The 14,363-nt window shown below is 48.4% G+C and carries 10 protein-coding genes; 2 read left to right on the forward strand and 8 right to left on the reverse strand.

Features of this window, described 5'->3' with window-relative positions; translation table 11 throughout:
• Positions 1–8: 8 nt before the first annotated feature.
• The 7 genes from prmA to L1D31_RS15670 form a co-directional block, all read right to left on the reverse strand.
• The gene (prmA, locus tag L1D31_RS15640) at positions 9–896 is read right to left on the reverse strand and encodes a 50S ribosomal protein L11 methyltransferase (protein ID WP_239838025.1); all 888 of its coding nucleotides are present in this window, start codon (positions 894–896) and stop codon (positions 9–11) included.
• A gap of 137 nt (positions 897–1,033) precedes the next feature.
• A complete protein-coding gene (gene accC / locus L1D31_RS15645; RefSeq protein ID WP_239838026.1) occupies positions 1,034–2,377 on the reverse strand; it encodes an acetyl-CoA carboxylase biotin carboxylase subunit in 1,344 nt (447 codons plus the stop codon).
• Positions 2,378–2,392: 15 nt separating this feature from the next.
• Positions 2,393–2,857 carry an acetyl-CoA carboxylase biotin carboxyl carrier protein gene (gene accB / locus L1D31_RS15650; protein ID WP_239838027.1) on the reverse strand — a complete coding sequence of 155 codons (465 nt, stop codon included), beginning with the start codon at positions 2,855–2,857 and terminating at the stop codon, positions 2,393–2,395.
• Between the two features lie 80 nt (positions 2,858–2,937).
• Positions 2,938–3,387, reverse strand: coding sequence for a type II 3-dehydroquinate dehydratase (gene aroQ / locus L1D31_RS15655; protein ID WP_045985423.1), 450 nt, complete (start codon positions 3,385–3,387; stop codon positions 2,938–2,940).
• Between the two features lie 292 nt (positions 3,388–3,679).
• Positions 3,680–5,632, reverse strand: coding sequence for an acetate--CoA ligase (gene acs, locus L1D31_RS15660; RefSeq protein ID WP_239838029.1), 1,953 nt, complete (start codon positions 5,630–5,632; stop codon positions 3,680–3,682).
• 200 nt (positions 5,633–5,832) lie between these two features.
• Positions 5,833–6,465 carry a 3'-5' exonuclease gene (locus L1D31_RS15665; RefSeq protein WP_239838082.1) on the reverse strand — a complete coding sequence of 211 codons (633 nt, stop codon included), beginning with the start codon at positions 6,463–6,465 and terminating at the stop codon, positions 5,833–5,835.
• Positions 6,466–6,467: 2 nt separating this feature from the next.
• Entirely contained in the window at positions 6,468–8,294 is a 1,827-nt protein-coding gene (locus L1D31_RS15670) for a DUF294 nucleotidyltransferase-like domain-containing protein (protein ID WP_239838030.1), read from the reverse strand.
• Between the two features lie 195 nt (positions 8,295–8,489).
• On the opposite strand from L1D31_RS15670, the gene L1D31_RS15675 reads away from it, so the two are divergent.
• Complete coding sequence (locus L1D31_RS15675) at positions 8,490–9,665, forward strand: 3-phenylpropionate MFS transporter (protein ID WP_239838032.1); 1,176 nt, start codon at positions 8,490–8,492, stop codon at positions 9,663–9,665.
• Between the two features lie 113 nt (positions 9,666–9,778).
• Positions 9,779–13,207, forward strand: a complete 3,429-nt coding sequence (locus tag L1D31_RS15680; protein ID WP_239838033.1) for a PAS domain-containing hybrid sensor histidine kinase/response regulator — start codon at positions 9,779–9,781, stop codon at positions 13,205–13,207.
• A gap of 49 nt (positions 13,208–13,256) precedes the next feature.
• Here the strand turns inward: L1D31_RS15680 and coaA are convergent, their stop codons facing one another.
• Entirely contained in the window at positions 13,257–14,180 is a 924-nt protein-coding gene (gene coaA / locus L1D31_RS15685; RefSeq protein WP_239838035.1) for a type I pantothenate kinase, read from the reverse strand.
• Positions 14,181–14,363: the final 183 nt, after the last annotated feature.

Raw genomic sequence — 14,363 nt, forward strand, 5'->3', positions numbered from 1 at the left:
AGTCTTGTCTAGCCTTGCTTGCAGCCCGAGATTCGACACCACTCACTCTGTTCCTTGATAGGATCAATGTGAAGCTTATCACGGTAATAGTTAGCCACATCTTCTGCTTGTGTATCCAGCACGCCAGACATTGCCAACTGGCCGTTCGGTTTGACTAGAGACTTGATAATCGGCGACAACTCACGAAGTGGACCAGCAAGGATGTTCGCGACGACGACGTCAGCGATCAGGCCCTCTGGTTGATCTTGTGGTAGGAAAACTTCGAGCTTATCGGCAACGTCATTGCGCTCGGCGTTGTCTTTTGAAGCGATGAGAGCCTGAGGATCAATATCGATCCCGATGACCTTTTCAGCACCAAGCTTGATCGCAGCGATCGCTAAGATTCCAGAGCCACAACCAAAATCGATCACGGTTTTACCCGATAGGTCTAGCCCTTCCAGCCACTCCAGGCACAGCGCAGTAGTTGGATGAGTGCCAGTACCAAATGCGAGGCCAGGGTCTAACATCACGTTGACCGCATCCGGCTCTGGGACATCTCGCCAGCTTGGGCAGATCCATAAACGCTCACCAAACTTCATCGGGTGGAAGTTGTCCATCCACTCTCGTTCCCAGTCTTTGTCTTCCAACTGCTCCACTTTGTAAGCAAAGCCTTCTGGTAGCAAGTTGCTATTTTTGGTCTGTTCAATAATAAACTGGGTATCTGCTTCAGCATCGTACAAAGCGAGAATATCGGTATCACCCCATAGACGGGTTTCCCCCGGCAATGGTTCAAATACTGGCGTATCCTGCGCGTCTAAGAAGGTTACAGACAGTGCTCCTGTTTCTTCCATTAGCATGTCGCCGATTTGCTCAGCGTTGTCGTTGGTCGCATTGAGTTTGATTTGAATCCAAGGCATGGGTATGTGCTCGTCTAGATAGTTAGATTTAAATTTGCGCAGAGTGTAGCAGAACTCGGGAGAGTATTTGAGCCCAGACTGCACTGAAAACAAAAATGCTCACCGAAGTGAGCATTTGTATCGTGTCAGTAATCTAATTACTGCAGACCGAGTTTCTTCTCTAGGTAGTGGATGTTCGCACCACCATGTTGGAAGTTTTCGTCGTTCATGATGCTTTCTTGCAGCGGAACGTTGGTCTTGATGCCTTCGATGATCATCTCACCGAGTGCGTTCTTCATGCGAGCAATGGCAACATCACGGTTTTCACCGAATGTGATCAGCTTACCGACCATTGAGTCATAGTGCGGTGGTACTGTGTAGCCCGTGTAGATGTGCGATTCCCAACGAACGCCCATACCGCCCGGTGCGTGGAAGCGCTCAATTTTACCTGGTGAAGGTAGGAAGCGCTCAGGGTCTTCTGCGTTGATACGACACTCAATCGCATGGCCGCGGATCTTGATGTCATCCTGAGTGAATGACAAAGGCTGGCCGGCTGCTACACGAAGCTGCTCTTTGATCAGGTCAACGCCCGTCACCATTTCTGTTACTGGGTGCTCTACCTGAATACGCGTGTTCATTTCGATGAAGTAGAATTCGCCGTTTTCGTAAAGGAACTCGAAAGTACCTGCACCGCGGTAACCAATTTCCAAACAAGCACGCGTACAACGTTCACCAATGTACTTACGCATTTCTGCTGTGATACCTGGAGCTGGCGCTTCTTCAACCACTTTCTGGTGACGACGCTGCATAGAACAGTCACGTTCACCAAGGTGGATAGCACCGCCTTGACCATCAGCAATCACCTGTACTTCAACGTGACGTGGGTTTTCTAGGAATTTCTCCATGTAAACCATGTCGTTGTTGAACGCTGCTTTTGCTTCAGCACGGGTCATAGCGATAGCTTCTACCAGCTCAGCTTCAGAGCGAACTACACGCATACCGCGACCACCACCACCACCAGAGGCTTTGATAATGACTGGGTAGCCAATACGCTTCGCGTGAGCTTTGTTTTTCACTTCATCATTGTCAAGTGGGCCATCAGAGCCCGGTACACAAGGAACACCTGCTTTTTTCATCGCAGTGATGGCGGATACTTTGTCACCCATGATGCGAATGGTTTCTGCCTTTGGACCGACAAAGATAAAGCCGCTACGCTCAACTTGCTCAGCAAAGTCAGCGTTCTCAGATAGGAATCCGTAACCTGGGTGGATAGCGACTGCACCTGTTACTTCTGCTGCTGAAATAATGCGTGGAATGTTTAGGTAGCTATCGATACCGCGAGCTGGACCGATACAGATTGCTTCATCAGCAAGAAGTACGTGTTTCAAATCACGGTCTGCTGTTGAGTGTACGGCAACGGTTTTGATGCCTAATTCTTTACATGCGCGAAGAATACGAAGCGCAATTTCGCCTCGGTTCGCGATGACTAATTTATCTAACATAAGAGACAGCCTCTATTATTCGATAACAACAAGTGGTTGGTCGAATTCAACTGGCTGACCATCGTCAACTAGGATTGCAGTAACTACACCAGATTTGTCTGCTTCGATTTGGTTCATCATCTTCATTGCTTCAACGATGCACAGTGTTTCGCCAGCGGTTACAGACTGACCAACTTCGATAAATGATTTCGAATCAGGGCTTGGAGCACGGTAGAAAGTACCGACCATTGGAGAAAGAACTTGATGACCCGCTGGTACTGCTGGCGCTGCTGCTTCTGCCGCTGGAGCTGCTGCCGGTGCCGCCGCAGGAGCTGCTGCTGGTGCCGCTGCAACTGGTGCTGCTGCATATTGAATTGGAGCTGGTGCCGCTGAACCGTTACGGCTGATTCGTACCGACTCTTCACCTTCAGAGATTTCTAGCTCAGCAATGCCAGATTCTTCAACTAACTCGATAAGCTTTTTGATTTTACGGATATCCATCTTTTCTTTCTCTTTTATCTTGTGAATAAGACAGCTCTAGTGAGCTGCAGAGTGTGTTCATTTACTGTGATAGTAATAAGCTACTGTGCCTGCAATGTGTTTACGGCAGCAGACAAAGCGAATTCGTAACCTTGTGCACCTAGACCGCAAATCACACCTTGCGCCTTATCAGATAGATAAGAGTGATGGCGGAAAGACTCGCGTGCGTGCACGTTAGATAAATGTACTTCAATAAATGGGATTGAGACGCCGAGTAGGGCATCCCGCAGAGCAACACTAGTATGTGTGAAGGCTGCTGGGTTGATGATAATGAAATCAACTTTGCCAAAAGATTCGTGGATTTTCTCAATCAGTTCATATTCGCGATTTGATTGCAGATGCTCTAGTTCAACACCAGCTTTGTGGGCTTGCTCGGTTAAAGTGTCGATAATCTGTGGTAGGGTTTGAGAACCATAGTGACCCGGTTCGCGTAGACCCAACAGATTTAAATTTGGACCATTTAAGACAAGAATGCGTGATTTAGCTGTCATTGTGCTGCCATCTTCCTACTTCATGATATGAAATGGAATCTTCCCATAATATTGCCGATTCAGCGTGATTATATTGTCAAATTTTACGCTGGATCTTTAAAATAGACCCAGATTATAGCCAATTCAGCGCATTTAGCAGCAATTTACTGGTCTAATCTCCCGTTTCTGAGATGAAAAACTGCTACCAAGGTAACAAATTTGACCGCTTTACCTTGGACTTTAGGTCGCTAGATATGCTCCAAACAATAAAAAAGCCGCCACAAATGTGACGGCTTAGTCTTGCTTACTATTTCTACGCAAGTTCGGCTTTTTCGGCGATTAACTTATCAACAACGCTTGGATCAGCCAGTGTTGAGGTGTCACCTAAGTTGCTGGTATCACCAGTGGCTATCTTGCGTAGGATACGACGCATGATTTTACCGGAGCGAGTTTTCGGCAGTGAGTCTGTCCAGTGCAGCACGTCCGGCGTAGCGATTGGTCCAATTTCTTTACGTACCCAGTCCTTCACTTCTTTGTGCAGCTCTGCTGATGGGAACTCACCATCATTAAGTGTAACGTAAGCGTAAATGGCTTGACCTTTGATGTCATGCGGGATGCCGACAATTGCTGCTTCTGCAATCTTATCGTGGGCAACCAAAGCCGATTCAATTTCTGCGGTCCCCATACGGTGACCGGAGACGTTGAGTACGTCATCAACACGGCCTGTGATCCAGTAGTAGCCGTCTTCGTCACGACGAGCACCATCACTGGTGAAGTACATGCCTTTGAACGTAGAGAAGTACGTTTGCTCAAAGCGCTCATGGTCGCCGTAAACGGTACGCATTTGGCCTGGCCATGAATCAAGGATAACCAAGTTACCTTCAGCTGCGGTCTCTTCAATGATGTTACCCATGTTATCGACTAACGCAGGTTGTACGCCAAAGAATGGACGAGTGGCCGAGCCAGGTTTTAGTGCCGTAGCGCCTGGTAGTGGAGTGATGAGGATGCCACCAGTTTCGGTTTGCCACCAAGTATCGACAATCGGAGATTTCTCATTACCAATCGTCTTGTAGTACCACTCCCATGCTTCTGGGTTAATCGGCTCACCCACAGAGCCCATGATGCGTAGGCTATCACGAGTAGTGCCATCTACCGCTTCATTGCCTTTTGCCATCAATGCGCGAATCGCGGTTGGCGCAGTGTAAAGAATATTGACTTGGTGCTTATCAACGACTTCACTCATGCGGTTGGTGTTCGGGTAGTTTGGTACCCCTTCGAACAGAATGGTTTTTGCACCATTAGCTAGAGGACCATAGATGAGGTAAGTGTGGCCGGTTATCCAACCTACGTCAGCGGTACACCAGAAGGTTTCACCCGGTTGATAGTCGAAGACATATTTGAAGGTCATGGTGGCGTAAACTAGGTAACCGCCTGTGGTGTGAAGGACACCTTTAGGTTTACCGGTTGAACCTGATGTGTAGAGGATGAAAAGTGGATCTTCCGCTTTCATTTCTTCTGGTGGGCAATCATCTGAAACAGATGCTGTTGCTTCATGCCACCAAACATCACGATGCTCATGCCAGTCAATATCACCACCAGTGCGCTTCAGCACTAGTACTTTATCGATCGTTTTCACTTCTGGGTTGGTCAATGCTTCATCGACGTTCTTTTTCAGAGGAACCGCTCGGCCACCACGCACGCCTTCATCGGCTGTGACAACGACTTTGGCATCTGAGTCAATGATACGTCCCGATAGTGCTTCTGGAGAGAAACCACCGAAAACAACCGTGTGGACTGCACCGATACGAGTACAAGCCAGCATAGCAACGGCTGCTTCAGGTACCATTGGCATGTAAAGACACACGACGTCGCCTTTACGTACCCCTTGCTCTTTTAGAGCGTTAGAGAAACGGCACACTTCTTTGTGCAGTTCGTTGAATGTCAGTGTTTTATCGTCTGCTGGGTCATCACCTTCCCAGATGATTGCTACATCGTCACCGCGCTCAGCTAGGTGGCGGTCAATACAGTTTGCAGATACGTTGAGCGTACCATCTTCAAACCAGCGAATATCGACATGGCCTGTGTCAAATGACGTGTTTTTAACTTTGGTGAAGGGTTTTATCCAATCAACAATCTTACCGTGCTCACTCCAGAATCCTTCTGGGTCAGAGACAGACTGTTGGTACATGGCGAGGTAGGTATCATTATCCGCATGGGTATTTGTTTTGATATTGTCCTTTACCGGATAAATATGGGCTTCACTCATTGTTTCTCTCCTTGAGCTTAATTCTGCTCGAATCAAGCAAGTGCTCGTTTAAAACGTTTTCACGTTTGTCGAAAATCCCTATATCTATCACTTTCTAGCACCCAGCTTGATTCGACAATTAGACTTTAGGATGAGAGAGCTGATTCTGCTTATTAATGACGCTGTTATGTTTGATTTTGCGATTTGGATCGACGGAATGATTAGCGAGTGTAGGGGAAATTTAAACTGGGTAGATCTCCCTTAGTGAGGCGAACAAACACTAAAGCAGCAGATATAGCGTCTTGCAAAGCGTCGTGTTTACTCTGCATCGGTAAATCGAGATGTTTGCAAATGGCTTCCAGACTCAGATCGAAATAGGCGTTGGGTAAGTGTTTCTCCAGTTTGTCGTGGTAAATCTGGCTGACCTCAATTAAAGGGTTAGGCAGAGGAAACCCCAGGTGACGTTTACACGCCAGATCAAGAATCTTCTTGTCGTAGCGAATGTGGTATCCCACCAGTGGTCGGTTGCCGACAAAAGCCAGTAACTGGGTCAGTGCCTGTTTTTCATCAATACCATCGGCTAGGTCTGAATGGCGAATCTGATGGATCTTGACCGAATTAGAATCCAGCGATTGGGGAGCTCTTAATCTCACTTCGAAAGGTTGGCTGGTGATGATGCGATTATCTATGATTTTGGTCGCTGCGATGGTGACCAATTCGGCGCGCTTTGGATCTAAGCTGGTGGTTTCACAATCGAGCGAAACATACTCACCCTTTTGGACTGAGTCAAACAGGGGCTGATAAGGAGAGCCCTTCAATTTGTGATACCAGTAGCGGCGCTGAATCCAGTTCATCATTAGTCCCGAATTTGATAGTGGTAGCTAAGGAACTGTTTGAATTTTTTGACCACGTGCAGGCTGTGGCGCAGTAAGTCACGTTCCGTGCGTTCAAGCAGTTTGAGGTCGATGCGGTTGTGGCTATGTTGATTAGCGACCTGTTGGCTAAGGCGGAGTTTGAAGAACAGCTTCAAAGCTTCATTGAGGTTGTCCGCAGTTTCTGGCTCTAAGATGCGTTTGTTACGCAACGCTTCAATCCGGTCAAAGGTGTTGTTTTCCTCTAGGCCATATTCCAGCGCTAGGGTGCGAATCCCGTGAACGATTGGGAAAATACCGCCACTTTTCAGATCGACTCCTTGTTTGTCCGATTTGACGTTGCCAAACAGAGTCAGTGGCAGAGAGAACTGCAACGCGGGTCGAGTGAAGTCCTGTAGCGCCAGCATATTATTCAGCATCAGCCCTTTGAGGTGTTGTCGCACAGGAGTGAGTAACGTCTTGTTGCCAGCGACAGCGTGAGCATCGGTGAAAATGGCCAGATCCATCACGTGCTCAGCAGAAGAAGGCTTAGACCAACGTGTTAATGTTGTCTGCCAGTCACACTGACTTTTCACCCATTTCGGGTTGTTGACCATCACATTACCTGGGCAAAGTGGGTAGCCTAGTTGTTGTAAAGTGTGGGTCAGTTGAGCCATAACTGTGTCGCACTGAGGCCAGTCCAATCCGTCTCTGATAATCAATGCATTGTCTTGGTCGGTTTTTAAGATCTGTTCCCCGCGCCCTTCTGAGCCTAAAACGATCAGACAGCAATGATCGTGAAGGGCAGGAGGAACAATCAGTTCAAACGCTTTTTCGATAATTTGTTCGTTGACCGCGGAAATCAACTCCATGATAAAGCGTGTACGAATGCCGTTTCCTAGCAGGCTATCGACTAACTGACGTTGGCGATTGGATGCTAATGCCAGTTCTTCGATGCTGGAAGCGCGGGCTATGCTCAAGGTTAATACATGAGAATGGGTCGAAAAGGCACTGAGAATCTGGGTCATATCCAGCATACCGACCGCTTCTTTACCGTCCGCCACCATGACCCGCTTCATACGCTGACGTGTCATCTTTATCATCGCGTTAAATAGAAAATCGCCATCGTCGACGTGAACCACCGGAAAGGTTGCAATCGCGCTGACCTGAGTATCCAGCGGATGACCGTCAAGCATTACGGCATGCAGCATGTTGGTTCGGGTGACGATAGCGAAAGGCAGCTGATTTGGACTGTTGGTCAAGCGTGGGTCGTCGTCATGAAGCCTGACCAAAGCGGCATCAATTCCATTCTGCTTTAATACCTGAGTGACCTCATTAAGTGGCTGCTCAGGGCTAAGAATCATCGGAGGGTGATAGATATCGCGGTCAACTTTAGTGAGAATAAACTCGGCCAGATTCTGTTGTTGTTGGGCGGCTTCAATCAATTGTTGTCGTTTGGCGAGATTGTTATCGAAATAGGCCGCAAACTGGCCATTTTCGTTGTATAGCTCAAGAAAGACCGCTTTAGGCAGCAGATACGTGAGTGTATCTTCCAGCGCGACGTAGTGGTGGCGGACTTTACCTTCAAACAGCGCGCGTACGTCAAACAAGTCATCATTGGCGTAATGGGCGAATACTTCCTCTCCATTAGCACTGCGCTCCTCAACAGCGCCTTTAATCAGAATATGCAGGTGCTGGCTATCCCCACCGGTTGCCAGCAAAACTTCTTTATCTCGGTAGTACGCCACATCCAGCGAAGCACGTAGCTTGTTCTGCTGTCTTTCGTCGAGACGATCAAACGGTGGAGAGTGCATGTTGAATTTATCTGGCATACCGGATCCGCGTGAGAAAAGAAACCATGCTTTAAGTGTGACAAGTTTCCTTTTAAGTGCCAGACGACTTTGGTCGAATTACTCTAATTTAGGATGGCTGTGCGGAAACAGATTGGTGAGTAATCTTCCCTTTTTATTCAGCAAGTAAGCAGAGATAATGCGGCATCCGCTCTCATATCGCATTCAGAGGTCAAAATGCTCAATCCGTCTCCCTATGGCTGGATATCTCAATACTTTATCGGATTCTTTTTTGCCTATGGTGTCTATCTGCCATTCTGGGCGTTGTGGTTTGAGGAACAGGGTGTTTCAGCCACAGATATCGGCTTATTAGTTGGAATTGGTTTTGCGACTCGTTGTGTCGCAAATATGGTACTAACGCCGCGTATCCATAAAGTTGAGCACCTGATGCCCGCGCTGCGCTGGTTGAGCATTGCAGCCCTAATTTTTATCGGTTTTCACTTCTTTGCGGGCGGTAGCTTTTGGTTGATGGCGGGTGCCACTGTGCTGTTTAACCTTTGCTGCGGGCCGATTGTGCCGCTGTCTGATGCGATGGCGAACTACTATGCGCGGCTGAAGATGCTCGACTATGGGCGTGCTCGACTGTGGGGATCTGTGGCCTTTATTGCAGGTTCTACGGTGGTCGGCTATCTGGTGGCCAAATTCGGCACTGATATGATTTTGTATACCGCGCTAGCGGGGGTATTTTTTGCCATTTTAGTTGGGATGCGCAACACCAATCCGATGCCTGTCACGACGGAAGAAGAGCAGGCAGAAAGACCGAAACTGACCGAGCTACTAAAGGAGTCTTCCGTTCTGAAGTTCCTCGCTCTGGCGGCTTTGATTCAGGGCAGTCATGCCGCTTACTACAGTTTTAGCTCAATATACTGGAAAGAAGCCGGGCATTCTGAAGATATCATCGGCTATTTATGGAGCTTAGGCGTGGTGGCGGAAGTGGCAGTTTTCGCCTTAAGTAAACGCCTGTTTGCCGGTTGGTCGTTACGTGCACTGTTTTTAGTCGCGGCTATTGGAGTCGTGGTTCGCTGGGGGTTGACCGCTTCGACAACGGTACTGATAGGGCTTGTCTTAATCCAATTGCTCCATGGTGTGACGTTTGCCGTCGCCCACATCGCTGCTATTCAATACATCCAGCATTCGGAGCCAAGAAAAATGGTCGCTTTGCAAGCGTTATACAATGCCATTCCGCTCGGTGCGTTTATCGCTCTGATGACCGCCTTGAGTGGCTGGGGGTATGAGAATTGGGGCGCGAACGTTTTTTGGGCGATGGCGGTGATGGGCATTCTGGCACTGTTGATTCGTGTTGAACCAAAACGCGAACGTGCCTCGGTTATCGACGTTAAAGCACAGAATTAAGCGGAATTGTTTGAGTTCGATTCGCTTCCTTAGTTAAATGAAACCTCTCCAATATGGAGAGGTTTTTGTTTGTATAAATAACGCAGCAGACTTCAATACGATAAGGAAATCAGATGCAAGGCTGGCTAGTGATCGCCGTATCACTGATGTACCTCGGACTCCTCTTTTTCATCGCTTGGTATGGCGATAAGCAGTATCGTTGGCTAGCTCGCTGGCGGCCTTGGATCTACAGTTTGTCGATTGCGGTCTATTGTACTTCATGGACTTTCTACGGCACGGTGGGCCAAGCTAGTGATAATCCGTGGTCCTTCCTGCCGATTTATATTGCGCCGATACTGGTGTTTACTCTTGGTTGGCGTGTACTGGCACGTTTGGTGATCACTGCGAAACGAGAACACATCACATCGATTGCCGACTTTATCGCTGCTCGCTATGGTAAATCTCAAGGCCTAGCTGTGGTGGTTACATTGATAGCGGTGGCGGGGATCTTGCCTTACATCGCCTTACAGCTGCGTGGCATTACCATGGGGCTGGAGATCGTCTCTCCGGAATTACCGGAAGCATTTAACGCTCAGGGCATGGATGTATCTTGGTTTGTGGTTGGTGCATTGGCGATATTTACCATGCTGTTCGGTACGCGCCACATCGACAACACAGAGCACCATCGCGGAATGATGATGGCGATAGCATTTGAGTCGATCGTCAAGCTGGTGGCATTCCTCGCCGTTGGGTGTTTCATCCTCTATTTGGCACTCAATCGCAGCGACATCGAGCTGATGTCGATTGCCTCTGATACCTATCAGTCACCAAACCTGCCGACATTATTAATTCATACTGTGCTGACCATGATGGCGATTGTTTGTCTGCCGCGTCAGTTCCATACCATGGTAGTGGAAAACGAGCGCGCGCAGGACTTGCATACAGCGCGTTGGTTATTTCCTGTGTATCTGGTTTTGATGGGGATCTTTGTTCTGCCTATTGCTTGGGTAGGGCAGGGGCTATTGAGTAGTGCGAGCCCTGATACGTATGTGATTAGCTTACCGATGGCCGTAGGTGCGCAGGATATTGCTTTGCTGGCATTTCTTGGTGGAACGTCTGCCGCTAGCGGCATGGTTATTGTCTCGACCATTGCGTTAGCCATTATGGTGTCGAATGATTTGGTGATGCCGCTGTTGCTGCGCCGGATGAAGCTTGCTCAGCGAAATCACCGCCACTTTTCCGGCCTATTGTTGGTTATTCGACGGGGCTTGATTTTACTGCTGTTACTTGGTGCATGGGGCTTCTATCAGGCACTGGGCAACATTCACTCTCTATCGGCAATTGGCTTTCTTTCATTTGCGGCGATTACACAGTTTGCTCCTGCTCTACTGGGGGGAATGTATTGGCGAAATGGTAACCGGAAAGGGGTCTATGTTGGCCTCGCGTTTGGCTTTGGCTTATGGCTTATTACCCTAATGAGTCAGACCGATATGCTGGCCGGCGATGCCAACAGTAATTTCCTTCTGTGGCTAGTGACACCGCCAGAGGCTTTGCAGGCAGCTGGTATTAAAGGTTCTGACTGGGGAATTGTCCTCAGTGTGACGGTCAACGCGCTGTGCTATGTACTGGTCTCATTAATGACGCGTTCAAGTCTGAGTGAGCGTTTGCAGTCGGCGTCTTTTGTCGGTACACCAATGCCAGAAAGTGAGAACATCAGCCTCTATCAAAGCCGTGTGACGGTAGGGGAGTTGGAAATGCTGGCATCGAGATTCGTGGGCCGGCAAAGGGTTCGAAACGCCTTTGAGCAGTACTGGGCCCAACAACACGGAACTATGTTGCCAAACCAGCAGGCACCTGCCAGTTTAATCCGCCACACGGAGCGAGTGTTGGCTGGCGTCTTTGGCGCCTCTTCAGCAAAGTTGGTCCTGACCTCTGCCCTGCAAGGGCGCAACATGCAACTGGAAGAAGTTGCGACTATTGTTGACGAAGCCTCTGAATTGTATGACTTTAGCCGCGGGCTTCTCCAAGGGGCGATTGAGCATATTGGCCAAGGCATTGCTGTGGTGGATAAGCAGCTTCGCCTGGTGGCATGGAACCAACGATATCTGGAGCTGTTTGTTTTTCCTCAAGGGTTGATTCAGGTGGGCAGGCCGATCGCGGATGTGATTCGTCATAATGCTGAGCAGGGGCTATGTGGCCCCGGTGATCCAGAAGATCATGTCCGCCGTCGTATCTATCACCTTGAACAAGGCACCCGTCATACTTCTTCACGAGTTCGGCCTGATGGTCGGGTTATTGAAGTGCAGGGCAACCCGATGCCCGGCGGTGGTTTTGTGATGAGTTTTACTGACATTACGGTGTTCCGTGATGCGGAGCAGGCACTGAAAGACGCTAACGAAAGTTTGGAAGAACGGGTGCATGAACGAACTCAAGAGCTGGAGCAACTGAACAAACAGCTGGTCTCTGCCACTCAACGTTCCGAGCATGAATCTCAATCGAAATCGCGCTTTCTTGCGGCGGTCAGTCATGATCTGATGCAACCGCTCAATGCCGCACGCTTATTTGCTTCATCATTGTCTGAGGTGGCACAAGAAGAGGAAACCAAGCGCCTCTCCAAGCATATTGAAAGCGCTTTGGAGGCCGCTGAAGATCTGATCGGTGACTTGCTTGATATCTCTCGGTTGGAATCTGGCAAGCTTGATATTAATGTGCATGGCTTTGCAATTAATGATGTTCTCTCTAATCTAAACGCTGAATTCAGTGCATTGGCAAAACAGCAGGGGATTGAGTTTGAGATGGTGCCAAGCCAGCTGATTGTTCAATCTGACCCGAAACTGCTGCGCAGGGTGGTGCAGAACTTCCTGACCAATGCTTTCCGTTACAATCCCAAAGGCAAGGTGGTGCTTGGGGTAAGGCGGGTAGGTCAACAGGCGAGGATTGAAGTGTGGGATAACGGCACCGGTATCGACGAAGACAAACAGCAGGAAATTTTTGAAGAGTTTACCCGAGGTAGTCAGGTGCGTTCGGATCAAGGGCTTGGACTTGGTTTAGCGATTTCGAAAGGCATCGCCCACGTGCTGGGTCATCAGATTGCCATGCGATCTTGGCCAGGTAAAGGTAGCGTGTTCTCAATTACGCTCAATCGTAGCAATGAAGCTTTGGTACAGCCGCAAGCAGCGCCTTCAGCTGCCGTCTCGGATCTTAGTCACCTTAATGTACTCTGTGTCGACAATGAGCCAGAAATCTTGGTCGGGATGGAAAACTTGCTGGCGCGCTGGGGATGTGATGTACGCACGGCGACTGACTTGGTAACGAGTTTGAAGTGTCTAGACGAAGAGTGGCTGCCTGATGTAATTCTCTCTGATTACCGCTTGGATAATGGTCGCACTGGGCTTGAAGTTTTACAGCAATGTCGACTGCGTTTAGGAGATAGTTTTAAAGGTGTGATCATCAGTGCTGATCGAACCAACGACATGATGGAGGGGATTAAATCTAACGGATTTAGCTTTATTCCTAAGCCAGTCAAACCGCTCAAGCTCAGGGCAGTCCTCAATCGGGTGTAACTGAGAATAAAGGCTCGCTGCATTAACTCACATCAGCCATTACAGTGTGCTATTTTCTGAGTAGTATTTCTTCTACTCTGTGATCTTGGCCTTTTTTCAAAATCAGCTGAGCACGCCCTTTGGTCGGCAATATATTGGCTGTTAGGTTAATGCCATTGATGGATTGCCAGATTGAATGTGCTTTTTCTATCGCTGCTTTTTCTGTGAGTTCTGTGTAGTGGCTAAAGTAAGAACCAGGTTTGGTAAATGCGCCGAAACGGAACTTTAAGAACCGTTCTACGTACCACTGCTCAATCACATCACTTTTTGCATCAACGTACAAAGAGAAATCTAAGAAATCGGAAACAAATACACGATGGGGATCATGAGGGTAGTCCATCCCACTTTGAAGTACATTCAACCCTTCAATGATCAACACATCAGGTCGGTCAACGACCTTTACCTCATCGGTAATGTCATAAGTAATATGCGAGTAGACCGGAACTTCGAGGTTGGGCTTTCCGGCTTTTACATCAGAAACAAACTCTACCAAACGCTTGATGTCATAAGACTCTGGGAAACCTTTACGATGCATGATCCCGCGATCATTGAGAATTTTTTTCGGGTACAGAAAACCATCTGTCGTCACCAGTTCGACTTTGGGGTGGTTTTCCCAACGGGATAGCAAAGCTTTTAATAAGCGAGCCGTAGTGCTCTTACCGACCGCGACACTGCCTGCAATACCAATGATGAAAGGTGGCGCACTTTCTTGATTGCCGAGAAAGTTGTTCAGTACAGAATTGCGACTTTGCCTCGCTGCGATATATAAGTTGAGAAGTCGCGCCAATGGCAGATAGATCTCAACAGCTTCTTCCATCGTCAGGCTTTCATTGACGCCTTGTAGCTCGATAAGATCCTCTTCGGATAGCGTCATAGGGACAGAATTACGTAGTTCTGCCCATTGTTGACGGTTAAAAGAGAGATATGGCGTCATAGTCTTCCTAACTGAGATTCGCGATAAGAGCTGCGAAAATACAACAACCTGTGCAAATTGCCAAATGACAAGGCAAGGAAGAGGCCGTTTTGTCGATGATTTTGTGCGATTTTTCAGCAAACAAACCGAAAGTGGATAAAATCTGGTTTTTTTTTAATTTAGCTATTGCAAGGTCGATAATCC

It is taken from the genome of Vibrio sp. Isolate23 (assembly GCF_022398095.1).
Taxonomy (GTDB): Bacteria; Pseudomonadota; Gammaproteobacteria; order Enterobacterales; family Vibrionaceae; genus Vibrio; species Vibrio coralliilyticus_A.